Source organism: Enterococcus eurekensis (assembly GCF_042654605.1).
GTDB lineage: Bacteria > Bacillota > Bacilli > Lactobacillales > Enterococcaceae > Enterococcus_I > Enterococcus_I eurekensis.
Genome location: NZ_JBHSGT010000066.1, coordinates 1 through 25,608, shown reverse-complemented (window position 1 = coordinate 25,608; position 25,608 = coordinate 1). Strand labels below are relative to the sequence as shown.

Sequence of the window (25,608 nt, the reverse complement as noted above, 5' to 3'; positions counted from 1 at the left end):
TCATTTTTATTAGTTGTTAGCTATACTTTTAGTAAGACACAATAAGAAGGTGAAAAAATGACTAAAATTCTGATGATTTATGGCGGTTGGCAAGGACACTCACCGGAAGCAATTAGTTTATATTTCGCACAAAAATTACGTGAACGACAACATCAAGTCACTCTATCCGATAGTTTAGCGATTCTTAACGATTACAAAGGACTGAAGCTGTATGATTTAATTATTATGAACTGGACACGTGGTGACTTATCTGATTCCGCTGTTCAAAATATTCAAAGAGTTGTTGCAGAAGGTACTGGGCTTTCAGGTATTCATGGCGGATTCACTTCGGCTTTTCAAAATAGTAAGCAGTGGCAATTTTTGACTGGCGGTCTCTTTGTTGACCACCCAGGCGGTGATCAACAAAACTATACCGTTAAGATTCTTGATAAGACACATACGATAACAAATGATTTACCAGACTTCTCGATTCAATCGGAGCAATACTATCTCCTGATTGATCCTGCAATTCACATCCTGGCAACAACCGATTTCGTAGAACTCGATCATCCTAATGCAGCAAACCGTCTACCGATTTCCCTGCCAGTTGCTTGGACGAAAAAATGGGGCAAAGGAAATATTTTTTACCACTCACTCGGCCATGACTTAGCAACGTGTCAATTACCCACCGTTGAAGAAATGACTTTAAGAGGGTTTCAATGGGCGATTCGTAAATAAAAAAGCAATTCCTACAATTTATTATTCTACAACGAACAAAAAAACACCTCTTAGAAATTTAATTTCTAGGAGGTGTTTCTTACAATTCTCTATTCAAAATAACTGTAGCATTCTTCAAGGGTTAGGATTCCAAGATTCGTCACAATCCCGTCCGCTTGACTCAAATCTTGTTTCGTAAAGGCTGGATTTTGAAACCCAAGACATTTTGTTCCTGCTGCCTTGGCCGCTTTGACACCATTCACCGCATCTTCAATAACTAGTGCTTGCGTTGGATCAACTTGCAAAGCATTAGCCGCTTTTAAAAAGACGTCTGGAAATGGTTTCGAACGCTCACAATCTTCACCAGAAACAAGTTCTTGAAAATAAGGTCGAATCGCTAAAGCATCAACGACTTTCGCAATGTCTTTATTGGATGAAGATGACGCAATTGCTAGCGGAATCTTTGCATCGTGAAGACGTTTGATTAAATCAATCGCACCTGGAATACTCCGAATTGGTTGACTCTCTAGCATTTCATGACGAATCGCTTCCCCACGTGCAATGCATTCTTCAACCGTTAATGGCAGATTAAAATCTTCTTTCATAAAACGCCACATATACTCCAGCGTCGTACCAAATAATTGATGATGGTAAGAATCAGGAACTTCAATCCCTTGTTCACCTAACATTTTTTGCTTTGACGCAATCCAGATTGGTTCAGAATCAACGATTACGCCATCCATATCGAAAATTAAAGCTTTGATGGGATCAACTCCTTTCTATCTTTTCCCATTTATTTATTTTACTAGATTTATCAATTTAATAAGTCCGAAATCCCCTCAATATTCTTAACATTAGGATTATATTTTACAATCCACTCAACGAATACCTTAACCAATTGAGGATTGATACTAAATAAATATCCCATATTACCAGTCCCTTTAACATTAAATGGACTATATTTTTGATTACGAAACATTTTAATTTCATCAATAAAATCTTTTGTTGGTAAGGGACGTTTTAAAATTATATAGTCTAAATCAATCTTCCTACCTTCAGAGATCCATTGATCATCTCCATATCCAGAAGGACGAATTGAAGAGTATGCATTACTTTTTGCAATGCTAATAGCAGAGATCATCGTATCAACACCATGAAGAATAATATCACCTACTTCTACATCTAGCATGCGTTCCCAATGATGCATTGACTGACCTTTCTCATTTTCAATCGGAGCCCAGATATATTGACCATTTTTTTCAGCTTGGTAGCTACTCCCCTGAAATACAAAAAAGTACAGGCGTTCATTTCCTTCACGTGTAATCTCTTCAGTCTTTCTTTTTGAAAAAGAAGCTTTATTCGATTCATATTGGGAATTTTTTTTCTTAACTAATTTTTTCTCATCAAATTTTTTTCTTTCTAATTCATTTTTCTTTTGGTTTTCAATAGCTTCAAATTCTTTTTCAATATTCAGAATAACTTCAGAATGTTTTTTTGCATCGCTTAACTGAATTATTCCCTTTTCAAACGCCATAGGAAAAGACAGAATTTTCTCACCAACCGTTTCAAAACTAACAATAATTTTATTATCTTCAAAACTATTAATGATTCCCTCACCCCATGTTTTATGCAACACTATTTCATTAACCATTAAATTTATCCACCAACTTAACTATTATTTTACTCTTAGTATATATGATCATATGATTATTTAATACTCTTATTATTAAATAAAAAAACAGCAATTATATAAATAGTGCATTTCGTCAAAAATAAAAAACGAAACGCACTATCATGTTAGTTATTTAAAATAATGTTTTAAATCAAAGATTGTTGAAAAACCAGAAGCCATAAATTGTTCTACAACTTCATTAATAGATAAATTATCTTCTAGTATGGCCCCATTTTCTAATTCATATTCAATTAGCTCTTTTATCGTTCCTTCATAATCTTGATCTAATAGCTGCTTTAAATTATTAATCCTCATCGATCTCATTCCTTAATAAATCTTTTTATTAAAAAGGTACCGCTTCTAGTCATTCATATAGGTAGCGCATTAAATCATAATCGTAATTTTTATAAGAGGGATTCAAATGATCATTTATTAGCTGACTAGGAAATACCTCCTCTAATAATGTGCCCACTACGCTACTCGAATACAGTTGAAACTCTCTAATAATTTTTTTACTATCTCCCCATCATTCTTCCATTATATTTTCTAGTACATATAAATGTTCGTACTTCTGATATTTATCAAACGATTCCCGTTCCACACTTGTTAGCTCGGTATCCGTTAAAAGATAAAACACTTCTTCTTGTATTCCTAAATAAATGTAACAAGAAGTGTGATATAGACCTTAAAAATTATATGTCTTTAAGTCAAGAACATAGGACTAGACTAGAACCAAGTGTAAATATAGATCCATCTTAACAAATCATAAATATAACGCCAATGCCTCTTTAATCTCTTTTTTCAATTCTTTTTTCCCTAATGTCGGTGCGGTAATGATTGGGTAATTCTTATTTAATTCAAAGATTACCCTACGACCGTATCGTTCATCGCTACCTAATTCAGGTCGATCCTTAATTTGTTTTTTCATTTGAGCACTTAGTCCCTCTTCATGAATCACAGTTAGAAAATTGATGATAAATTGACCGTTTCTAAAAATATTATATTTAATAATATAATTATACATATCTAAATTATCGTAGATTATTCTGATAAATTTTTCTTCATCATCACTGTCTGTAAAATTCCCATCCTCAATATATTCAGCTGCTAAGACACATTTGTAAACATAGTTTTCCCAGTCAAATTTTTTTAAGACGATGTTATCAAATTTCTTTTTACTATTTAGTACTTCTGGATATTTTTCAACAATGTAGTCTCTTTTATATAACACGAATAACGAATACCAAAATCGTTTATTTAAATGAATCTCTCGATCGATGCCAATATAGAACTGTTTCAATAGAGTAATTGCTTCCTTGAAATCTTCAAAATGATTATGAGGTGCGGCTAAATAAATAGGAAAATCAGGAGTCTCTGAAATAAAAACCGTCTCCTCTGACACGTACTCAGCATTGAAGCTGATCGAATCGGATACAAAATCATGATATAATTTTTCAGAATCGAATTCTTCATTAAGTAATCTAATTTCCATTTTCAGACATCTCCTTGACTCCATCAATAAATTTTTCAATTATGCCGTCAGACATTTGTTGAATCACGCTGTCCAAGCTTTCAAAATCAAGTTCAACAATATTTTTATTTAACATTAAATCTCTTAATTTTATATGTAACCCTTTTTCTGGAACTGGCATTTCTAAAAGATTGATGAATTCTTCTCCTGCTCCATACTCTTGAATAAATTCACTCAATGCACGATTCAATCCTAGATAAAAATACATATTCTTCAAGCTCTTCTTAATATTTCCAGAATCAAAAGTATATTTTCGATCCTTAAATACTAGATTTATAACTTCGCTTGTTAATTCAATTTTAAAAGGTGTCTCCAGATTTTCACGAACTGATTGTTCAAACAACTCCAATGGTCTGACTTCGCTTCCTTCAAAAACGACTTCATCAGAGTATCCTAATAAACTATTAGGACGAACGATCAATCGGTCCTTATGCATATGATAAAAATCATTCAAGTCATTTGATTCACTAAAGGAAATCTCTTCCAATGTTTGTATTTGTAATTGAAGTTTAGTCCGTTTTGATAGCGACAGACGTTTCTTCTTCAATTCAACTTTATTTTGACCAAAGGATAAACGTTCAAAATAATTATCATTTGATTGTGCGATAAAAAGTAAAGTTGCTTTTCCATCTTTTAACAATTGCTCGATGAATGGTGTACTTATTTTGTAGGTAAATGGAATAATATAAGAATCTTTTGTTTCTTCAATCCGATCGACATCAAAAGAAAAATAGTTTTCCTTATAACTAGACGATGTGCGCGAAAGAATCGGATATGGGAAAGCCGCATCTTTATTGTATATCATCGTAGCACCTCCAACTTATATATAAATTTGAGTGCATCTGAGCGATTATTCTTCTTAGTCAGGACTAATTGAATCGTACTAGCGACTATATGCACATCAGAGATTTTGAATTGATCAAATTCATACTGTATATTACTAGCTCCATCTATGATTCCAGAGTAGGCCTCTTTCAGATTAAACTCATTCTCGTATTCTTTTCCTTCGCCATCGACTACACGAAAACTAAGATTTACCAATCCATCTTTGGGGATGTCAGAAATATTATTCAAATGAAAATGAATGATTTCTTGATTATTTAAGACCATTCTATTAACAACTTCATTTGATAAAAGCAAAGTAGCACTTACTTCTTGATTATCTGAGTCTGGTTTTAACTTTCGCGGTCTTCTAGTTTTTTGTTTTTTGGGCAGTGTACCATTTCCAGTTCCTTCTCGTGTGCCACCATTTCTTCGTTCTTTTTTCTTTCGAATTTGTTTCCCTTGTGCCAATTCAATTTTTTCGCTCATCTCATTTAACTTTGATTGAAAAGTAATTTCTTTTTCGTACAATAAATCGGATGTATCAATCTTCCCATCACTGGGATTTAGTCGTTCCCATTCTTCATCAATTTTTTCAATGATTACTTTATTTAAATTTTTGAGAAACTTTTTCGCATCTTTTTTGGATGCAGGATCCCTTAAAGCATCCGCTGATAAATCTGTATGTGCCTCGTTTTCTAATGTTTTTAAATATTGATCTTCTTTAGGTCCTCCAATAAGTACCGCATTAAATGGACGTCGAATGTAACTAGGAACTTTGTAATCGACAATCTTCATCCCCATACTGCGAACAATACCGACACGCCCCGTTTTAATCGATTCATTGTACATAAAATATAAATCAAAAGAAAAATGTTTTACATTAGATGAAACCTCAATCTTTATCGGTTCATTTGTCAAATAGTTCTCAATATATAATGGCGTAAATACTTTTTTTATCTCCTGGATATTTGATAAATTCTGTGGATAGTACTCACTATTATGAATTAATTCTTGAATAGTGATCTGATTAATTTCAACTAGATTTTCTTCATCTGAAATCGTTACAATTAATTTTCCTTCTAAAATCGCTAAGAAAAAATTATCACAAACGGATTGAATCATTCCTGAGATATTCTTATGACTTTTTCTAAGAAAAGGAATAACTATTTTTAATCCTCTAGACTTTTTTTCAAAAATAGGATCAAAATCCTCATTGATATATGGAACATACTGATTTTTTTCATTAAAGTCAGAGAAATAGCCCGTGGAACGATAACTACTATCTTCCATTTGATGTTCGATTAATTGAGTTGTTCCTCCAATGTGTAAATTTCCCTCTTCGTCATGATTTGAAAAAAACATTAGATGTAGATCAGATGCTGCATTATTTGCGATTTTACCAACACCATGCGAACCGCCTCGGATTGTCTCAATCTTTTCATCTTGTTCTGTAAAATGAACACCTTTTTTATATGCAAATGTATTATAAGTCGTTTTAGCATCGATTTGATTTGCGCCAGACAGTCCTTTGGTATTTGAATCTTCAAAAATTAAAACATCAACAGTATCTGTATTTAAAGATTCTCGCATGTGATCAATTGTTTCTTGCGTGTAAGAATTTCCACCTTCTAATGAATGAATATGTTCTTCAATTTCATCAATTCCAGGTATAATTGATTTTTGAACCTCAGTCATTAATATTGAAACCTCTACTGGATCCATACTTCCAGGAAGTTTCGCATCAATTGAATTTTGAATATTTTCTCGAATCGTCCCGCTAATTCCTGCCTTATGAAAATGTTCAAGTGAATTATCAAATGTTTGTGTTTCTGTATTTGCAATCTCAGCAAAGTAAAATTTTCTACTCAAAATACCACTCCTATCTTTATAATTTTCTATATTCTGATAGTTTTAGATTATAGGTTAACAAAAAAGAGCTAGAGGATTACGCTCTAACTCTTTTCACTTTTCAACTTACTTAAATAGCTCCATAAATTTTCGTAACTCTTCTTCTGCTTCAGGCGTTGTACCTTTTAGTTCCCCCAACATGCCTAATAATTTATCCGTTGACTCATTAATTTCAGCACGAATGTTTGCTAATTCCTGTGCAATCTCGGGTAATGGAATCACTTCTTCTTCTTCAAAGGTATCGACGTAACGTGGAATATTTAGATTGTAGTCATTCTCTTTGATTTCATCAAGCGTCGCAACATGTGCATATTTCTCAATAAATTCTCTCTTCTTATAAGTCTCAATAATTTTATTGATATGTTCTGGTTCTAATTTATTTTGATTCTTGTCTTTCTTAAATTCACTTGATGCGTCAATAAATAAAATATCTGTATTTTTACGTGCTTCGGGACCTTTAAAGACTAAAATACAAGTTGGAATTGATGTACCATAAAATAAGTTAGTTGGTAATCCAATTACGGTATCTAACAAGTTATTATCAATGATGTTTTTACGGATTTTCCCTTCTGATGCACCACGGAATAAAACTCCGTGTGGTAATACGATCGCCATCGTACCTTTATTATCTAAATGATAAAGTCCATGTAAGATAAAAGCATAGTCTGCTTTTGAAGCAGGTGCAACACCATAGCCTCTAAAACGAGCATCTTTTTCACGATCAATGTCTTTAATATTCCAATTTTGCGAGTAAGGAGGATTCGCAACTACAGCATCGAATTTTAAGGGAATTTGTGTGCCGTCTTTCTCTGTAAATGGCCAGTCACCATCTAAAGTATCTCCACGTTTTAATTCCATGTTTTGATAGTTAATTCCATGCATCATTAAGTTCATTCGAGCAAGGTTATAAGTTGTTGTATTCAACTCTTGACCATAAAAATCAACACTACCGTCTAGATGGCCATTCGGTAATTCTTGTTTTACAGTTAATAGTAAGGAGCCCGATCCCATGGTTGGGTCATAGAGACGGAACTGACCTGATTGTTTTTCGACATCGGCTGTTACAATCTTGGCCAATACTTGACTGACTTGATGCGGCGTGTAAAACTCCCCGCCTTTTTTCCCAGCATTCGCTGCAAATTGTCCGATTAGGTATTCATAAACATCTCCTAAAATATCTTTGCCAGATTCATCCTTAAAATCAAATTCGTTTATTAACAAGGCAATGTCATTTAAAGCTTTTGCCCGTTCATTCGTACTACCACCCAAACGTGTATCCCCTAGATTCACATCCGAGAAGACATTCGAAAAATCGGCTTCCGCAATTGGGTTTCTTTTCGTATTCGTATTAAATGATTCGAACATATCTTGAAAATCACTAGCTTTAATTTGATGATTTTCAATTTTTGAAATGATTTGGTTCCAAGTATATTCCGGATCAATCGCATAGCCTATTCCGCGACTAATATCTTGTAAATATTCTTCTTTTTCTTCTGTATCATTTACTTCATAGAAATCTTCTAAACCATTTTCGACTAAATATTTATCTTGATTTTCGGATAAGTAACGATAGAACATAAATGGTAAAATATAGTTCTTATATTCACTTGCATCCATTGTTCCACGTAATTTATTTGCCATTTCCCATAATTTTGCTGTGATATCTGCTGATCTACTCATTTTTATTCTCCTTTTATACAAACATTTTTTGTAGCAATGATTTTTTCATTTGTTTTAAATTTTCTAAATTTTGATGATGAAGGTTGATAGCTTCGTCTAAATTTTTAAAAAATAAACCGATTTTATTTTGTTCTTCTAATTCAGGAGCACTAATCTCAATATCCATAACTTTACTTTTAGAAATATTATATCTTGAAATACCTTGTGCTAAGAAAATAAATTTTCTTCTTACGAATGGTGAACGCAATATATACGCTAAATAATATTCATTAAATTTCATATCTGGTCTGAACCCAAAACAAAAACTATTTAAATATATATTATTATCATTTCCCATCCAAACAGATGACATCCCTACTTCTTCTTGAGTTTCAGAAGAAGTTGTAAAAAGAACATCTCCAAACCTGACCTCGTTTTGTTTAGGATCAATTTCTATACTATCCATTCCGTCTACAGCAGCTATTGCATTTTTATAAACATTCATATATGTAATGAATTTAGCATAGCCATGTCCGAAATCATCCTTTGTTTTTCCACTTAATCCAGTGAAGGTTTTTCCTATTTCACCCAACTTGTATTGTTCCCATTTTTTTTCAAAATCTTCAAAACGAATCTCCGGATATTTTCTTCCTTTTTTCGGAAACAGCTTTTGTAAATAACTTTGTTTTATTATTATTAATAAATCGTACTGACGCTGATGAAGAGCGATAGTGTTGTCGAGTTGTTTGAAAAAGCCACCGATTTTAATTTGTTCTTCCAATATAGGTATCAAGATTGGCATTTTTGCCATCTGTTTACCCGATACCTCGACAAAGGTAGAACCTGCACCCTGTATTTCTCCATAGCGTTTCAATTCATTGGTTCTTGAATAAATAAAATATGAATCCAATGCATTTTTATGAGGTACGATTGACTGAAATCCTTGGTTAGTGGCTCCTTCTTTGGCGAGAATAGCAGTTTTTCCGATGCCTGCACGAGATGTAAACAAGACTGTTCCAACTGGCAAAACTTTAGCTGAACTCTTTTTTAAGCCCAGTTCAGTTAATTTCTTTTGACTACCATTAACATAGACTTGTTCCCCTATTTCAACAGGTGAATACCAATCAATTTCACCGTCCCAATAGTCTAAAATTGTGGTGCTCGGTGTGCCCCCTCCAAGTATGTCCGCAACATCTATCAACTTACGCTGTTCCCAATCTTCCGTAAAATCATTAAATCTTATTTGTGGTATTTTTGTTATTTTGTTTGTCATTTCACGACTCCTTTTCTAATTATATTTTTGCTAATCATGCTTTTTAATGTTATCGGCCATCAAATAGAAAGCCTTACGAAATTCATTTCGATAACGAATCCACGATAATTCAGCAATTTCAGGATCTGCAATTTCTTTATAGTAAGCTCTTGCATCATTTATAATTGCTGTAAGTTCACCTTGTTTATCAAGGTCATCATGCCCATAGCGATGTTTTTGAATGAGTGCATCTAAATCCCTTGATCGCGCACTATTGTCTAAGCCCCAAGTTCGAATAAATTGTGTAATTAACTTGATATTCGTATCTAATTGGGCTTGATCCATCGCTTGATTCATTTTATCTTCGTCTCGTGGTGCTGGATAAGAATCAAACACATATTCTTTTGTAAAAATTTTAGAAACAAAAGATCGCACTTTTGATTTTTCCGCTTCATTTTCTGATTTTGCAATTTCTAAATCAATTTCTTCCCTTGTTAACTCTGCTGCGGCAATCTTATTCGCATGAATTTCATCCGCCATCTTAGCGATTAACTCAATTAAATAATCGTAATTAATTTTAACGTCATGGATATGAACCATCGACAGATTCACTTGTGAGATGTCGATATTTTCACGTTCGGCATATCGTTCTCTTAACTCGCCTGCTAAAACAGTTGTTAGCATGATCTCCTGTTCTTCGGTTATTCCTATTCGTTCATAGAAATCAGCTGGATTATCATAAGCAGAAATCGGATTTTTATCTTCATCTTCTGTGTATTGTTTCAATTGACTCATCAATCGATTATATTCAGTTAATTGTTCAAAAACCTCTTCTTGTGCCATTTCACTTGGTGGTAGTTGAATAAACTCATCGGTTAATGTGGATAATCTATGAATCACATTTTTCATTTCTGTTTGTACTTCATTAAATGGTTTTGCTAAGATCCCTGAGTTTTGATTACTTTTCTTCAACTCATCAATTGAAAGTTGTTCATAAGCCGAAGAGCGATCTGAATAAATTGCAAAGGCTTTGTTCATTTCATATTCATTTTGTTGCGGCCAACGATAGTTCACAATATTCCCTTGAGGCTTATCGACTGAATCATGGATTCGATTGGTCCGAGAATAAGCTTGAATTAAGTTGCCACCTTTTAAGGTTCGATCAATATAAAGTGTATTTAACTCTGGTGCATCAAAACCTGTTAAAAGTTGATCAACAACAATGACCAAATCTAAATATTTTCCATCATCTGCTGTTTTATTCAAACGTCTCGCAAGATCATCGGTATAAGCTCTGACGGTTGTCATATCAAATGCGGTTCCAAATAAAGCATTATAGACCTTAATTGCCCGGTGTAAATTTTCATTTGTCTTAAGCTGAGTATTACTATTTGAGGTATCCATCGAAAAGCTAACTGCTACTTTTAACTGTTCCTCTTTTGGTCGTTGATTATTTTCTTCTATAAACTTATCAAAATACTCCATCGCTCGTGGCGTACTTGCTCGATTTCCGCCAACATGAACAGTAAACAAAGCATTATACTTTTTATCATTTGAACGTTTTTTCCAGTTGTCAAAAATATCTTTGACTACTAATTCGACATGCTCTGGACTATCATCGTAAACGCTTCCCCGAATCCGATCATCAATATCCTCTTCGGTTGGATTTTCCGGCGGTTTAATCGTCTCCTTAAATTCTACTTTAAATCCAAGAACGTTCTTATCAGCAATTGCTTCTTTAATTGTATAAGTATGAAGAGACGGTCCAAATACATCGCCAGTCCCTGGGAATCTCGGCGTTCCCGTATAACCTACCCAGGCTGATTTCGGATTGGCCTTGCGAATCGCTTCTAACATCCCTTCGCTTGGTGTTCCATCACCTGTCGATCGATGAGCCTCATCCACAATAAATAAAATATTCTCATCTAATGGTTTAAAACTATCCCTTGATACGTAGCGTGACATTTTTTGAATACTTGTTACAATAATATTTTTGTCACTTTTTTTCGTTAGTTTTTTATGCAAATCAGAAATATTTGCTGTATCACTTACAACTCCTGTTTTCCCTTCGAATCCCGCAATCGGATCATAGGCCCGATAAGCATCTGCTGTTTGATTCGTTAAAGCAATACGATCGACTAAGAAAACTACTTTATCAACATTTGCTAAACGACTAGCTAGCCAGGCTGTTTTAAAACTAGTAATTGTTTTCCCAGAACCTGTTGTATGCCAAATATAACCTAATTTGCCATCATCATATTTAAAATCAAATTTTTGGACTTTTTCAAGGACACGTTTCGTTGCATAAACTTGGTACGGACGCATCACTTTGATACTTTCTTTGTTTTTTGTTCCATCAAGTATCATATAGCGAGTGGCTAAATCATGAGCCATTGGAATTGATAAAACTTTATCAGCAAAAACTTTCCACGAGCGAATCGGATAAGCAGTTTCTTCATCTTGCCAATTAAATGCAAAAGCTCGATTAAAACTAGACAATGGTGTATTGGCCATGTAACGAATCTCATGGGGTGTCATAGCGATTAAAATTTGCAACGTTGAAAAGATATCACTGAACTGTTTTTCTGCAATATATTGTTCCATTTGATTCAATGACTCACTGGCATTATGAAGCGACTTTTTCAATTCGATTTGGATAATCGGCAAGCCGTTTATAAGTAATGTTACATCAAATCGCCGATTCGGCTTCCCATCAACAATTCTCGGTCTTTGGATCTGATTGACTACTTGATATACAGTATTTCCTCCACCCACTTGCGCTTGATCAAAAACGGTTAGAAAGACATGTCTACCGTCATCTAAATCGATCTCAATCTCTGAAACCCCATTTACGCCATAAAGAAATTGTCCTGCTCGATAAGGCGAATCTAAATTAGAGATAATTCTCTTTACTTGATTAAACTCTGTTTCGGACATTGGTCCATTTAATCTAGCACGGTTATTTTGTTCCATAATATTCTTAAAATTTTCCCAAAGTTGCTCTGTCGTTCGGATATTCTTTTTATATTCCCATTGCTTTACGCCACCAATACGAGTTAAGTATTCAATCACTTCATTTTCAAAAGCCAATTCTGATTGACTCTTAATACTCTCTTTATCCCCCATGTCATCACTCCCTTAAACTTTCTTCTAAAATACTATCGATAAAATATTTCATTAAACTAGCATAACGATTCATCTGACCTTGAATTTTAAGCGATTCCATATAAATCTTTCCTAATTTCTTTTGCTCTTCATAAGGCACAAAAGGAAAGATAAATTGTTCAAGTGATTGTCTCGTTAAACGCAACACCGGTCCAATCCCTTGAAGCTCTCTTTCTTTTTGCCGCTGAATACCTTTATACTCATTAAATAAGTAAAGAAAATAGTGTTTATCTAAACTCTTATCTTCAAAATGAACTTTTGTAAAATTAAGCGATAAAACTTTTCCGACATTACTGTTACCAACTACTACAGCCTTTTGTAAAGAATTACTAATAACAATATCACCTTTACTTAACGAAAGATCACTTAAATCATTCCCTTCGGATTCAAGTTCTATTTGATTATAGTCAATTTCAAATGAGGATTGATCATAGTAAATAATCTCTTGTTCACCAAATTGCTTTTCTGCTCTGGATTGATTAATTCCTGGAATAAATGACACAAACTCTTTTAATTTCCTATTTTCCAAGCGACTCCCTCCTAAATATTAACTCATATTTTTAGAAATATATCATTATTTCATTTGATGAGAATATAATATCATCATCTTTCCACTTCGTCAACACTATTTTCAGAAATATAAAAATATTTCATCAAACATACAAATGTTTTTGATATAAAAAATAAATATAAGCTCTTACGTATATAGATAGTGTAAATAATCCCGACTCATAATAAATATAAGAGGTGAATACCTTGATCAAACAGTATCACTTAGAAAAGCTATCTGAAGAATTATATAACTATCTTTCTAATCACTCACCCAGAGAAGAAATTATTGCTACAGGTATTGAGATCTTAAAAGAAGCCTACCAACAGATAACTAAACATCGAGTGCTAGCCAATCACATCGCACAAAATACAGAATATCCAATGACTCTTTATAAAAAGAAGGTAACCGTACTATTTCTAGAAAAAACCGATTCTTTTGAATACAAAAGAACCATTTATACTTATACATCCAAAGAAAATACAGAAAATCAAATCCAGATCTTCGAGCAAAATTGGTTTGTTGGTTATGGAATATATGTAGAAAATATCGGATGGGTTGGTATTTTAGAAGATGAGTGAATAGATTATTAAATTGCATCTAACTCTAGCAAGTATCGTTTGCGATTGCTTTTTACAAATAAATAGACAACCAACACATTTCGTTTTTGTTTTCTATCTGACATCTTATTTTTCGATAGTTAATTTTAAAATATGCTTTGATAAATTTTCATCAACGAAATGCAAAAAAACGTTAGAATTTTCCTAACGTTTTTCTTTTTGTAAATATTTAAATTCTTGATACTTATATCGTACAAGATTAGTATTCTACAATCCCTTCTTCCCTATCACTGGAAAGAATTTTGCTGTTTTACTAGCATAAATTTTAAAGTCTTCGCGGTCTTTGTATTTATTTTCCAATAATGGCACGCCTGAGACGAATAGTAGCAGTAACGTGATGATAATCGGACTAATGATTAACCATAGTTGATCGAACGTTGTAAATGAGATTAAGAAAATCCCCCACCAACACGTTGCTTCGCCAAAGTAATTTGGATGTCTAGTAAGCGACCATAAGCCGGTAGTTAAGAGTTTGCCTTTATTGGCAGGCTCTTTTTTAAATCTTTCTAATTGCAAATCGCCTAAGACTTCGAAATAAAAACCGATTAGCCAAAGAATGATACCTGCTACCTGCCACCATTGAAAAGTTGTTTTTTCCTGATAGAAGCTATTCATAATCGGTAAAGAAATGATAAATAAAAGCACACCTTGGAGAGCAAACACGTTTAAGAACGATTTTAGATTAACGAGAGTTGTTCCCCAACGTTTACGCATTCTAACATAACGATAGTCTTCTGGACTATTCCAATTTCTTTTAAAAAGATGCCAAAATAGACGAAATCCCCAAGCGGAAACGAGGAGAAGAATGACCAACGATTGCGTTCGCCATTCATTAGTCGTAAAGAAACTGGTCCAGGCGACGACAACAAACCCTAACCCCCAAGCAATATCGACGAGCCCATAATTATTTTTTACTTTGGCGATGATAAACCAGATGATGAAATATACCAATAAGATACCTGCTACACTACTATAGATCATTTTCTTTCCTCCTTTTGTTTAATTCCTGCGACTGCAATCGCGCCAATTCCCGCACTAATGGCGATAGCTGCTGAACTTTCAACAGTATAATTATTCATTTTTAATTGATCACATGCTAATTTTTGATTCATTTCATCGGCGACTTTTGCATTATCTGCATGAGTAATTGCTACGGCTTCTAATCTGCCTTTATTTAAATCTTTCTTTACTTGTTTGATGATTTTATTGGTTGCCGATTGTTGGCTAAAAGCAAAGCCGGTTAGTTTCCCTTCGCCGTTCCCATCAAGACTAACAATCGGATGAAGATTTAATTTTTGAGCGAGTCGTCCAATTTTTTGTGGGATTCGTCCAGAATCAATCATCGGCGTAAGACTAGCTACCGAGACATAAATAAAGCTTCTTTTTATTGTTTCATTGACAGTTGCAATCACTTGTGAAAAGGATTGTCCCTCTTTGATTGCTTGCACAGCAGATAACACAAGTAGGCCTTGTGCTGCGGCATTAAGCTTCGAATCGATGACTTGGAATTTTTCATTATTGCCAGCTTTGGCTTCGATTCGTTGCTTAATCAGTTGATATGTGCCACTTAGTTTACTAGATACAGTAATAATCAAAATTTCTGCATATTTTCCTTCTAAAAAAGAAAGCAAGGCGTCGACACTTTGAATACTTGGTTGAGCGGTACTTAATTTTTCATTGCGCTCGATTTTTCCCCGAATATTCTTGCTATCTATTGTTAATTTATCTAAATAACTAGTTGAATCCGTCAAAATATTCACTGGTAAAACATGAATTTGTTCCTCATAAATAAGTGCTTCAGGGATATCAGCAATTGAATCGGTCACGACGGCAATAGGATATTTAGTTTTTTTAGATAAGGCAAATTGCAGATACATGTCGTCAACTTTGTGGTTAATCACCGTTCCAATTGTCTCTAAATAGGTCAATATTTCTTTCGGTTGATTCGTATGGATATGAATTTTTAGTAATCGTTTTTCCCCAACGACAATTAAGGAATCGCCTAGTCCTTTCAATTGTTCCTTTAAACTGGCTGAATCGATGATTGCTTCTTTAATTAAAAATTCGGAGCAATAACGAAATGTTGGTTGGTCGGTGATATGTTCTATGTCTGAAGCAAATGGCTCACTTTCACTGCTTTCTATGGATTGAATCGAATGGTTTTCTTGTTGGCAATACGTATTTGTGAAGCCTTCAATAAAATGATAAAAGCCTTTTGCGCCGGAATCAACCAGGCGGTTCTGACGTAAGATTTTTAATTGGTATCTTGTTTGTTGAAGAGCTGACAAGGCTTTTTCTTTTGCTTGTTCTAAAGAGGTCTCAAACGATTCTTCTCTTAACACCCCTTGATAGAGCGCGTCCGACCATACCGTCATCACAGTTAGAATGGTCCCTTCTTTAGGATCTAAAAGTGCATGGTAGGCATCTGTAACGGCCTGTTTAAAGGCGTAGGCCAAACTCAAAGCATCTTCTTCTCCTTGTGCAAATGTTCGAGAAACTGCGTTGAAATACTGAGCAAAGATAATCCCTGAATTCCCTCGCGCGCCCATTAATGACGCATCTGCAACACTTTGTAATAGTTGTTTCATCGAAAGCGTCTCGCGATCAATTTGATCCACAATCGCTTGCATCAACATTGCCAAATTACTTCCTGTATCTCCATCTGCTACCGGAAAAACATTGATCTTATTTAAACTTTCTTTTTTTGCAATTAAATAACTTGCACCGCCTAAAAAACTTTGAAAAATTCGTTGTTGTTCCAACTGCTCCACTAGCTTTTTCCTCCTAGCCACAACTGATTCAGCCAAAAAACAATTCCTGAGGTACTTGCTGTGACAAATGCCCCCCAAGCTAAATCAATCAGTGTCATCGCCACTGGCCAATCTTTTAATGTCGACAAATTCGTTAAATCATACGTAGCATAACAAAGAAGTCCAAAAAAAGCGCCACTTAATAAGGTAGATATCAGGCTTTGTTTTTCTATTCCTGGCATTAAAACAAAAAACACCACTCCTGCGACGTAGAGAAAGTAAAAAATAACGGCTGGCATCATCTTCACTTCACCCATTAAATGCCCAATCATTTGTTGGTACATTTTCTTAGAAACAACAAGCAACCAGAAAAGATCGAAAATTAAAAAGACAATGGCACTCATTAAATAAAGTCGTAATATATTAGACATTTTACACACTTCCTAACTTCAAATTTTTATTTTTATTCTTGTTATTTTAACATAGTCAGAGAATTTGATGACTGTTGAAGGCTTACGTTTTTTGTTTTTATAATAGTTGGTATTAAATAAAGCCTCTCTTTAAAGTTCTCTTTTCAGCATTATATTCAATTTTCTCCAACAAAAAGAGGCCTCAAACTGATAAAATAGGGTTTATAATTTTTGATGTTGATGAAGAAATTCGTTTACATCTACTTTTTTATAAAAAATGATACAGAAATTTTTTGGATAAAAAATAGGCAACAAAAACGCGATGGTTTTCATTGCCTAGATAACAGTTCATTTTAAAATACTAGTCATTCGCATCATTTGAAAAAGAGTCCGTTTTCATCACTTCTTCCTTTTTCATTCTACTACTTCAAATTCAAATTCGAAGCCTTGATATTCTTCTTTTGCTCTTGGGACTTCCCATCCGCCGTTCATTAAGCTTGCACCTGTAAACACCTTATCCGTTCCTATTAAACGATAGTGGGAAGACTCCACTAAGCCTTTTAACTTAACGGTAAATATAGGATCATTCGCATATTGCCTTGTTCTGATAATGTTTAACAGAATCTTATCTCTCTTCTTAGATACAATCTGCCATGCAGTGAAAACCTCATTCTCCCATGGATTCGATAATCGATAGTACTCACCTTCATGAATCGTGTCGTAGTTTTCTTTAAAGTGAGAAATCTGTTTTTTTATCGCTTCTTTTTCTTCTTTTGAAAGTGAGGTGATATCAAGTTCATACCCAAAGGTTCCTGTCATCGCAACCATTCCTCGAGTTGCTAATGGGGTTATCCGTCCCGTCTGATGATTTGGTACTGCTGAAACATGAGAACCATTGGTATTAATTGGGTAGCCAAAAGATGTGCCATGTTGGATTCTCAGACGATCAATGGCATCGGTATTATCGCTCGTCCAAATTTGCGGCGTATAGTACAACATCCCTGCATCAAATCGACCGCCACCGCCACTACATCCCTCAAACAAAATATAAGGATATGCTGAGGTTAGACGTTCTAAAATTTCATATACTCCCAAAACATATAAATGATAGAATTTCCCTTGTTCCGATGGTTTTAAACTTTCAGAATAAACATTCGATAGGCTTCGATTCATATCCCATTTCAAATATTCAATATTTCCACTGTCAAGTATAGCACTTATCTGCTCAACCAAATAATCCCTTACGTCCGCTCGACTTAGATCTAAAACAAACTGATTTCTACTTCTAACTCCTGTTCTATTAGGAATGTTAATACTCCATTCGGGATGTTTTCGATACAAATCACTATCTTCTGAAACCATTTCTGGCTCAAACCATATACCAAACTTCATGCCCATTTGATTCACTTTTGTTGTTAGATTCTTCAAGCCACCAGGAATCTTCTCTAGATTAACAAACCAATCTCCTAAGCCTGTGTTGTCATCATTTCTCTTACCAAACCAGCCATCGTCCATGACTAGTAACTCAATCCCTACTTCTGATGATTCTCTGGCAATATCTAAGAGTTTCTCTTCATCAAAATCAAAATAAGTTGCTTCCCAATTATTGATTAAAATTGGACGACGTTTGTATTTATACTCTCCCCTTACAACATTATTTTTAATAAAGGTATGATAATTTTGGCTTAGCTTTGTCAGTCCATCATTAGAAAAGCTTAAAATGACTTCTGGAGCAATGAATTCTTCCCCTTTTTCTAAAGGATACCTAAACCCTTGACGTCCGATTCCCATAGTCGAGCGTACTTGATTAAATTGTGTTTTTTCAACAGTCCCAAGAAAATTTCCACTATACATTAACATCACACCGTATGATTCTCCATACGCTTCCGTCGTTTCTTTATCACAGAGAATCATAAAGGGATTATGCTGATGACTAGAGCTTCCTCGATGAGATCCGATCGAAAACATGCTGTTTCCGATGGCCGTTCTTTCATACTGGCGTTCCATGTTGTGGCGACCATGAAAATGAATGACATCTAGCTCTTTTTCCAAGTTCTTATCTAAGCTAACAGAATCAACTTTTAGTAAATTAATTTTTTCTTTTCCTAAATTAACTACTTTAGTCGCTCGAGTGATGATATCCTTTTCTTCAAACACGCCATATAGTAATTTCACTTCTATTTGAGTGATGTCATCCATCAACGTAATCTCTAAAGTACTTACTTTTTCGTTGTTATTCCGATAAGATGCCGGTAACCCCTGCAGACTATACTTTTCGTCTAAAATTTTATGTTCTTTATAAACGAACTCAACCCCATAAGATCCATCAGCATTCTCTAGTTCCAAAGCCCCTTCTCGATAATCACCCATTCCAAAAACAGGGTATTCCTGTGGTAAAACATCGAGTGAATACGTTCTATCTGTTCCTGCAACTGCGGGGCTTCCAGAAAATCCACGATCTTCGTAAGAAAATAAATACGACATGTCTTGATTAACGATATTCCCATAGTGACTATGTAACACATGCCCATACCTATCAATTTTTATCTGATATTCTGTCTGATTCGTCGTTAATGAAAAATAATTTTGCTCTTTATGAAATACAATTGCCAATTAATTGCCCTCCTGACTATCAAAATAATAAGTCCTTTGACTTTCTGTTTTTTCTATTATAGTAAAATGGCGTTCCTTTAAATTCGCCTTCAATATTGCCGTCACTTCTTGATTTGTCCACTGAATTTCAAAGGCTGACTCATCAATTGCTACTATTTTAATCTCACCATCAAATGCCTCGGATTGATTTCTAAACTTTAATATCTCAAACAATTTTTTTATGACTGGCCTTTGAATCTCTTGTTTGATTTCATCTCTTTCGTAGTAATGGCGGTTGATATTTCTTCCTTCTTTTGTTTCTTCTAGTAATTCAATGTCGTTTTTACCTGCTAACAAACCTACATAATAGACTTGAGGGATTCCTGGAGAAAAACACTGAATAGCTCGAGCTAATAAATACGCAGCATCGTTATTACCTAAAGCACTATAATAAGTACAGTTAATTTGATAAATATCTAAATTATTGTATGCTTCGGTGCTATAGATTTTTTTTACGTTTGCACCTTGACTGTAAAGTGCTTCTCTTGTTTCTTCAATTTCTCTATCTGTTAGTAAGTCTTTAACATCCACAACACCGATACCATCGTGAGTGTCTAAAGTTGTGAATTGCTTTCTTGGGCATATTTCTAACCAGTGAATCAATCGTTCATTCCGTCCACTGTAAAGCGCATGTAGCACAAGCATAGGTAATGCAAAATCATAAACATAATAATCATGTTGGGCAATCTTTTGTTGAATAGAAAAATGTTCATGTATTTCTGGAAGAACCAAGACGTCATATTCTACTAGTGCCTCTTGGCAATAGTCCAGTAATTCCCAAATTTCTGGTTCTACAAAAAAACAATTTGTGTCAATTTTTTTATTCGCATAAGCAAAAGCGTCTAGTCGAATACTTTTAGCGCCATTTTCAGCTAAAAAATGGAGCGTTTCTTTAATATACATTCTTGTAACTTGAGTCGTGACATCTAAATCTATTTGCTCTTCATCAAATGTACACCATACTTTGTCTGTTGTTTTATCTGAAAAAGTAACATCGACATAGGGCGCTCTTGGTTTTCTTTTATAAATTAAATCCACATCTTCTTGATTAGGACGTCCCTCAGGCCAAAATTTACTATAGCGGATGAATAAATCTTTATAAATAGAATTTTCTTTCTTTAGTAAGAAATCTTGAAAAAAAGGTGACTGTCTTGAAATATGATTTACCATAAAATCAACCATTAGATCATAATTACTAGCGATAGCCTTTACTTCCTTCCAACTACCAAATTGACTATCCACTTTACGATAGTCAATTGGTGCAAATCCTCGATCACCACTTGATGGATAAAAAGGGAGAAGATGAATACCACTTACAACATCTTTTAGTTCATTATCCAATACCTCTTTTAACTCACTTAAATTTTCCCCTAGACTATCCGCATACGTAATTAACATAACCTTGTTTTTCATTTTTATCATACACCTCATTTATTTTACTGAACCACTCGTCATCCCAGAAATAATATTTTTTTGGAATATTAAATAGACAATTAAAATTGTGATAATCCCTATAACATACGAAGCAAAGGAAGGGCCATAATCACTAAAATATTGCCCTTGATAATTGTACTGGAACAATGGCAATGTCCAATTTGAATCGTCTTTATTTAAAATTAATAATGGTAATAAGAAATCATTCCATATCCATAATGCGTTAATGATGAGTGTTGTCGCATGCATTGGCTTCATTAGTGGAAAAGTAATTTGAAAATACATTCTAAATTTTCCGCATCCATCTATTTCCGCTGCTTCATCTAGTTCAACTGGAATTGCTGTCTTTATATATCCTACGTATAAAAATAATGTTTGGGGCACTGCATATGCCAAATATAAGATAATCAATCCCGGTATATTAGATAATCCTAATTTAGTCATCATCGAAGTAATAGGAATCATAATAACCTGGAATGGTACAAAAATCCCTAAAATCAAGAAAGAATACATAAAAGTAAAAGCCTTTTTTCTAGAAATATTTCTAGCAATTGAAAATGCAGCCATTGGTATAAACAATGTAATCAATGCAATAGAGACTACAGCAATACTGATAGAATTGATAAAGTATTTACTTATACCATCTGTTAAGAGTCGTTCAAAATTATCTAAGGTAAAAGGATTAGGTAAGCCAAAAAAATTACCTGTAATTTGTGAAGTATCTTTGAATGAGCTGATTACGGTTAAATATAATGGTAAAACAATCATCAGAAGTCCTAAGCCTAAGATGATATAAGATAAATAATGACGTTCTTTTTTCATAATTTTCTTTCCTTCCTAGACCTCGAATCGTTTTGAAACACGAATCTGAATAATCGAAATAACTGCAATGATGACAAATAATACAACCGCTATAGCATTAGCGTATCCATATTGATTGCTTTTAAATGCATAATTGTAAACGAGTAACCCTAAGCTAGTCGTCTTATCACTTGGTCCTCCTCCAGTTAATGCATAGATCAGATCAAATGCTGTTAAACCATTTTTTAGTGCCATGATAAAAACCATACTTAAAGATGGAAGTAAATATGGCAATTCAATATTTTTAAATATTTGTCTTTTAGAAGCACCATCAATTGCAGCAGCTTCTAATATTTCTTGAGGGATACTCTGCAATCCCGATAAAAAAATAATAATCGGCATTGCGACTCCTTGCCATAAAGCAACAAACAGCACTCCCAAGACGACTGTACTTTCATTTGCTATTAAATTTTGTTGAAGCCAAGTGATGTTCAAGTTTTCTCCAATTTGAGGTAATCCGTAATTAAAAACTTGTTTAAATATTAGGCCTAATGTTACCGTACTTAACACTGCAGGGAAGAAGTAGGCTGTTCTAAAAAAGCCTACTCCTTTTAATTTTTCATTTAATAGTCTGGAGATAAAAATACCTAAGACAACTTCTCCAATGATTAAGCCTGTAGTAAAAAGAATTGTAAAACTAATACTCTTAATGAACTTTTGATCGCCTAATATATTTCCATAATTGGTAAATCCGACCATATTGAAATTAGGCGTTAGGCCCGTCCAATCCGTTAAGCTATAAAAAAATCCTTGAATCATAGGTAAATAAAAGAATATTAATTGTAGTAACACAGGAATGAGGACAAATAGATAACCCCAATACTGACTGACAAATGATTTTTTTCTCATCTGTTTCCCCTTCCCTTCCTTTTTTATTTCATCGTATCAAAGAAGCTATTTAAATTATTAGCCAGTTGTTCTTCATCACCACTATTGATGTAGTCGACTGTCGCATGCCAAAATGATTCTTCAGAAGTCCATTCTTTTTGTAACCAAACAATTTGTTTATCCGTAAAAACGTATTGAGAAACGCCTTGTGTTTCAGGGAACTTATTTTCAGTTTCAACAGCCATTACTGAAGTTGGTGATCCATCAACGTCATAATATTTTTGCATCGCGTCTTTTGTCGTCAAATAAGCCACGAATTTTTCTGATGCTTCTTTTTGTTTAGATTTTGCATTAATGGAAACCGCTAAATCAGCTGCCCCTACAGTCAATTCTTCATTTTCCTTTAATCCTGGATATGCAAACATCCCAATTTCAAATTCTGGTTTTTGATTTTTTACTGCAGGCAAAGCCCAAGTTCCATTGGGGAAAATCAACGCATCACCTTTCGCAAATGTCGCTACTGCATCATCATAAGTCGCACCGTTTGCATTTTTTTGAGCAGTCCCGCTTAATAAACTAAGCTCATTAACCACTTCTTTAAAATCTTGATTGCTAACTTTAATTGCTCCTTTTTTACTTCTCACTAATGCATCCTCAGCACCATCAAATCCACCGTTTACTGTCGCCCAAGCCAGTTGGTGATAACCATTCAAAGTCCATGAATCAGCTGTATTAATCGATGCTGCAAAGGGTACTCGGTCCTTGTCTTGAATATCCTTAACTAATGTCTCAAACTCATCCCAAGTTTTAGGAATGTCTAAACCTAATTCTTTAAACGCATCTTTATTATAAAAAAATCCCCAAGCATTACTTGTTAAAGGAACCGAGTAAATTTTATCTTCAATTGCATAAGTTTCAGCTGATCCTTCTTTTAGATTTGTTAAGTACTCCTTACCCGTTAATTCTTCAAAGACACCTGCTTTAGCCCACTCTTGAAAATCTGCATTCTGAGGATAGCTATTAATGACATCTGGGATATCTCCACTAGCAATCCTTGTTTTCAATACCGTACCTGCATCTGGAACATTGGTTAATTTCACTTTGATATCAGGATTTTCTTTTTCAAAATCTGAAATAATTTCTTCGAGAGTATCCTTCATTTCTTTTTTTTGAGAGAAGAATTCAATCGTTGTCTTACCATCATTTTTAGCGTTTTCTTTGCCACATGCCCCTAAAGCTCCAACTGTAAAGCCAATACTTAACGTCGCTACTGTCCATTTCATCCATTTCTTCATTTCTTTGTTCCCTCCATTAGGTTATTTTGAATATCTATACATTAGCACGATGAAGCGTTTTCATTAATAGCTAAATGTCGTTACTATATGGTAGAATGTCCTTTAGGAGGTTTATTATGAATTTTGCATATTATGAATACCAACAAGATCATTTAGACATTAATATTGATTTTTTCGGTAGAGAAGCTTGCGCACCCGGCTACTCTTTTGGTCCTTCTGTACGTGAAAACTACGTTATTCACTACATCTTATCTGGCAAAGGTCAATTGAATATTGACAACTTTACCATCGAATTAGAATCTGGAAATGTTTTTATATTACCTAAAGATATTATTACATTTTATCAAGCTGATACTACAGATCCCTGGGACTATATTTGGGTAGGTTTAAGCGGAACTAAAATTGAAAGCTATCTAAAGCGTTCCTCATTAATGGAAGATTTCAAGATTAACAATGTGTCTGAGTCTTCATTTATTAAGTGTTTTATAGATCTCCAAGTATTGTCAGACAACACTTACGACCAAAATATCGATTTATTAATGGATAGTAAAATTTATCAAATGCTTTATTATCTAGTGAAAGAATTTCCTTCACGCCAGCTAAAGCCACCTACGCCTCAAGAACAATACTTTAATCAAGCTATTCGATATATGTATCATCATTTTAGTAAAAATATTACAATCAGAGATATCTATGAGCATCTTAATTTAAGTCGTAGCTATTTTCATCATATCTTTACCCAACAATCTGGCATTTCTCCCCAAGACTTTCTAATGAATTTACGGATGAAAAAAGCTGGAGATTTATTAATTAAATCTGATAACACCATTACAACAATCAGTATTTCTGTCGGATATAAAGATTTATTGTCTTTCTCAAAAGCCTTTAAAAATTTTTACGGCTTATCCCCTAGTCACTTTAAGAAAGCACAAGGAAACCAAAAGTATGAACGACTTCTCCTGAAACTAGATGAAGATCCCAATCGATTAAAGAAAAATAGATTATTTAAGTAACAACCTCACATAACTTAGCAAAAAAGCCGAGGATACCAAATTGTAGGTATCCCCGGCTTTAGTAAGCTATGATTTAAGGATTTGAGAACTGAATGATTGTCCAGTGAATGAAGTCAAACAATTAATTGTCATGGATGCTTAATCTTCTACTCAAGGAAAGAAAATAGAAAATAACTGGAGACGATTACTTAAGAATCATCTCCAGTTACTATTTCTGAGTATGAGATTTAGCGCCTCTAACTCCCCTATTTAACAGAAGAACCCCTCCTCTAAAGTGAGTAATAAAGATATTACTACAAGCTGAATTAACAGCTTTTCATGGCTATGAAAAGTATGATCAATCCGGAATTACTTATGTTCTATTAAAACAGGGTATGGAGCATTCATTTTGTTGATTTATAGTTTCTTAGTTCAATTAATTTGAACCTCTCATGACTGAAGTCACGAGATTCTTAGGAACAGAACATACTTGCAAGCGTATTTCTTT

21 protein-coding genes are annotated in these 25,608 nt (G+C 34.1%); 3 read left to right on the top strand and 18 right to left on the bottom strand.

Annotated features, from left to right (window positions below):
• Positions 1 to 57: 57 nt before the first annotated feature.
• Positions 58 to 717, top strand: a complete 660-nt coding sequence (locus ACFO3L_RS11115; RefSeq protein WP_379967489.1) for a ThuA domain-containing protein — start codon at positions 58 to 60, stop codon at positions 715 to 717.
• An 89-nt stretch (positions 718 to 806) separates the two neighbouring features.
• Here the strand turns inward: ACFO3L_RS11115 and ACFO3L_RS11110 are convergent, their stop codons facing one another.
• The 10 genes from ACFO3L_RS11110 to ACFO3L_RS11065 form a co-directional block, all read right to left on the bottom strand.
• On the bottom strand, positions 807 to 1,460 hold the full coding sequence (locus ACFO3L_RS11110; protein ID WP_379967521.1) for an HAD family hydrolase: 654 nt from the start codon (positions 1,458 to 1,460) through the stop codon (positions 807 to 809).
• A gap of 50 nt (positions 1,461 to 1,510) precedes the next feature.
• On the bottom strand, positions 1,511 to 2,347 hold the full coding sequence (locus ACFO3L_RS11105; RefSeq protein WP_379967486.1) for a hypothetical protein: 837 nt from the start codon (positions 2,345 to 2,347) through the stop codon (positions 1,511 to 1,513).
• 150 nt (positions 2,348 to 2,497) lie between these two features.
• The gene (locus ACFO3L_RS11100; RefSeq protein ID WP_379967483.1) at positions 2,498 to 2,683 is read right to left on the bottom strand and encodes a hypothetical protein; all 186 of its coding nucleotides are present in this window, start codon (positions 2,681 to 2,683) and stop codon (positions 2,498 to 2,500) included.
• Between the two features lie 448 nt (positions 2,684 to 3,131).
• On the bottom strand, positions 3,132 to 3,860 hold the full coding sequence (locus ACFO3L_RS11095; RefSeq protein WP_379967480.1) for a hypothetical protein: 729 nt from the start codon (positions 3,858 to 3,860) through the stop codon (positions 3,132 to 3,134).
• The gene (locus tag ACFO3L_RS11090; RefSeq protein WP_379967477.1) at positions 3,850 to 4,704 is read right to left on the bottom strand and encodes a hypothetical protein; all 855 of its coding nucleotides are present in this window, start codon (positions 4,702 to 4,704) and stop codon (positions 3,850 to 3,852) included. The genes ACFO3L_RS11095 and ACFO3L_RS11090 overlap by 11 nt, the downstream gene beginning before the upstream one ends.
• Complete coding sequence (locus ACFO3L_RS11085; protein ID WP_379967474.1) at positions 4,701 to 6,593, bottom strand: hypothetical protein; 1,893 nt, start codon at positions 6,591 to 6,593, stop codon at positions 4,701 to 4,703. The genes ACFO3L_RS11090 and ACFO3L_RS11085 overlap by 4 nt, the downstream gene beginning before the upstream one ends.
• Before the next feature lie 105 nt (positions 6,594 to 6,698).
• A complete protein-coding gene (locus tag ACFO3L_RS11080; protein ID WP_379967471.1) occupies positions 6,699 to 8,312 on the bottom strand; it encodes a type I restriction-modification system subunit M in 1,614 nt (537 codons plus the stop codon).
• Positions 8,313 to 8,325: 13 nt separating this feature from the next.
• A complete protein-coding gene (locus ACFO3L_RS11075; RefSeq protein WP_379967468.1) occupies positions 8,326 to 9,564 on the bottom strand; it encodes a restriction endonuclease subunit S in 1,239 nt (412 codons plus the stop codon).
• Positions 9,565 to 9,594: 30 nt separating this feature from the next.
• Positions 9,595 to 12,669, bottom strand: coding sequence for a type I restriction endonuclease subunit R (locus ACFO3L_RS11070; RefSeq protein WP_379967465.1), 3,075 nt, complete (start codon positions 12,667 to 12,669; stop codon positions 9,595 to 9,597).
• Positions 12,670 to 12,673: 4 nt separating this feature from the next.
• Positions 12,674 to 13,237, bottom strand: coding sequence for a restriction endonuclease subunit S domain-containing protein (locus tag ACFO3L_RS11065; protein ID WP_379967462.1), 564 nt, complete (start codon positions 13,235 to 13,237; stop codon positions 12,674 to 12,676).
• A gap of 227 nt (positions 13,238 to 13,464) precedes the next feature.
• Here ACFO3L_RS11065 and ACFO3L_RS11060 point away from each other — a divergent pair, with 227 nt between their 5' ends.
• Positions 13,465 to 13,839, top strand: coding sequence for a hypothetical protein (locus ACFO3L_RS11060; protein ID WP_379967459.1), 375 nt, complete (start codon positions 13,465 to 13,467; stop codon positions 13,837 to 13,839).
• Between the two features lie 246 nt (positions 13,840 to 14,085).
• Here ACFO3L_RS11060 and ACFO3L_RS11055 read toward each other — a convergent pair whose 3' ends face one another.
• The 8 genes from ACFO3L_RS11055 to ACFO3L_RS11020 form a co-directional block, all read right to left on the bottom strand.
• Positions 14,086 to 14,859: a DUF1295 domain-containing protein gene (locus tag ACFO3L_RS11055; RefSeq protein WP_379967456.1), complete on the bottom strand. Its 774-nt coding sequence runs from the start codon at positions 14,857 to 14,859 to the stop codon at positions 14,086 to 14,088.
• The gene (locus ACFO3L_RS11050) at positions 14,856 to 16,649 is read right to left on the bottom strand and encodes a DAK2 domain-containing protein (protein ID WP_379967453.1); all 1,794 of its coding nucleotides are present in this window, start codon (positions 16,647 to 16,649) and stop codon (positions 14,856 to 14,858) included. Before ACFO3L_RS11050 ends, ACFO3L_RS11055 begins: the two co-directional genes overlap by 4 nt.
• Entirely contained in the window at positions 16,649 to 17,059 is a 411-nt protein-coding gene (locus tag ACFO3L_RS11045) for a DUF2177 family protein (protein ID WP_379967450.1), read from the bottom strand. The genes ACFO3L_RS11050 and ACFO3L_RS11045 overlap by 1 nt, the downstream gene beginning before the upstream one ends.
• A gap of 393 nt (positions 17,060 to 17,452) precedes the next feature.
• On the bottom strand, positions 17,453 to 19,651 hold the full coding sequence (locus ACFO3L_RS11040) for an alpha-galactosidase (protein WP_379967447.1): 2,199 nt from the start codon (positions 19,649 to 19,651) through the stop codon (positions 17,453 to 17,455).
• Positions 19,652 to 21,109 carry a sucrose phosphorylase gene (gene gtfA, locus ACFO3L_RS11035; protein WP_379967518.1) on the bottom strand — a complete coding sequence of 486 codons (1,458 nt, stop codon included), beginning with the start codon at positions 21,107 to 21,109 and terminating at the stop codon, positions 19,652 to 19,654.
• 12 nt (positions 21,110 to 21,121) lie between these two features.
• Positions 21,122 to 21,946, bottom strand: a complete 825-nt coding sequence (locus tag ACFO3L_RS11030; RefSeq protein WP_379967444.1) for a carbohydrate ABC transporter permease — start codon at positions 21,944 to 21,946, stop codon at positions 21,122 to 21,124.
• A gap of 15 nt (positions 21,947 to 21,961) precedes the next feature.
• Entirely contained in the window at positions 21,962 to 22,834 is an 873-nt protein-coding gene (locus tag ACFO3L_RS11025) for a carbohydrate ABC transporter permease (RefSeq protein WP_379967441.1), read from the bottom strand.
• Positions 22,835 to 22,857: 23 nt separating this feature from the next.
• Positions 22,858 to 24,108 carry an extracellular solute-binding protein gene (locus ACFO3L_RS11020; RefSeq protein ID WP_379967438.1) on the bottom strand — a complete coding sequence of 417 codons (1,251 nt, stop codon included), beginning with the start codon at positions 24,106 to 24,108 and terminating at the stop codon, positions 22,858 to 22,860.
• Between the two features lie 116 nt (positions 24,109 to 24,224).
• Between ACFO3L_RS11020 and ACFO3L_RS11015 the strand changes: the two genes are divergently transcribed.
• Positions 24,225 to 25,121 carry an AraC family transcriptional regulator gene (locus ACFO3L_RS11015; RefSeq protein WP_379967435.1) on the top strand — a complete coding sequence of 299 codons (897 nt, stop codon included), beginning with the start codon at positions 24,225 to 24,227 and terminating at the stop codon, positions 25,119 to 25,121.
• Positions 25,122 to 25,608 lie beyond the last annotated feature (487 nt).

What these genes read in the sequence shown, in the direction of transcription:
- ACFO3L_RS11115 (WP_379967489.1), top strand. Translation starts at nt 58, where the DNA reads ATGACTAAAATTCTGATGATTTATGGCGGTTGGCAAGGACACTCACCG.
- ACFO3L_RS11105 (WP_379967486.1), bottom strand. Translation starts at nt 2,347, where the DNA reads ATGGTTAATGAAATAGTGTTGCATAAAACATGGGGTGAGGGAATCATT.
- ACFO3L_RS11100 (WP_379967483.1), bottom strand. Translation starts at nt 2,683, where the DNA reads ATGAGGATTAATAATTTAAAGCAGCTATTAGATCAAGATTATGAAGGA.
- ACFO3L_RS11095 (WP_379967480.1), bottom strand. Translation starts at nt 3,860, where the DNA reads ATGGAAATTAGATTACTTAATGAAGAATTCGATTCTGAAAAATTATAT.
- ACFO3L_RS11090 (WP_379967477.1), bottom strand. Translation starts at nt 4,704, where the DNA reads ATGATATACAATAAAGATGCGGCTTTCCCATATCCGATTCTTTCGCGC.
- ACFO3L_RS11080 (WP_379967471.1), bottom strand. Translation starts at nt 8,312, where the DNA reads ATGAGTAGATCAGCAGATATCACAGCAAAATTATGGGAAATGGCAAAT.
- ACFO3L_RS11075 (WP_379967468.1), bottom strand. Translation starts at nt 9,564, where the DNA reads ATGACAAACAAAATAACAAAAATACCACAAATAAGATTTAATGATTTT.
- ACFO3L_RS11070 (WP_379967465.1), bottom strand. Translation starts at nt 12,669, where the DNA reads ATGGGGGATAAAGAGAGTATTAAGAGTCAATCAGAATTGGCTTTTGAA.
- ACFO3L_RS11055 (WP_379967456.1), bottom strand. Translation starts at nt 14,859, where the DNA reads ATGATCTATAGTAGTGTAGCAGGTATCTTATTGGTATATTTCATCATC.
- ACFO3L_RS11045 (WP_379967450.1), bottom strand. Translation starts at nt 17,059, where the DNA reads ATGTCTAATATATTACGACTTTATTTAATGAGTGCCATTGTCTTTTTA.
- ACFO3L_RS11030 (WP_379967444.1), bottom strand. Translation starts at nt 21,946, where the DNA reads ATGAAAAAAGAACGTCATTATTTATCTTATATCATCTTAGGCTTAGGA.
- ACFO3L_RS11025 (WP_379967441.1), bottom strand. Translation starts at nt 22,834, where the DNA reads ATGAGAAAAAAATCATTTGTCAGTCAGTATTGGGGTTATCTATTTGTC.
- ACFO3L_RS11020 (WP_379967438.1), bottom strand. Translation starts at nt 24,108, where the DNA reads ATGAAGAAATGGATGAAATGGACAGTAGCGACGTTAAGTATTGGCTTT.
- ACFO3L_RS11015 (WP_379967435.1), top strand. Translation starts at nt 24,225, where the DNA reads ATGAATTTTGCATATTATGAATACCAACAAGATCATTTAGACATTAAT.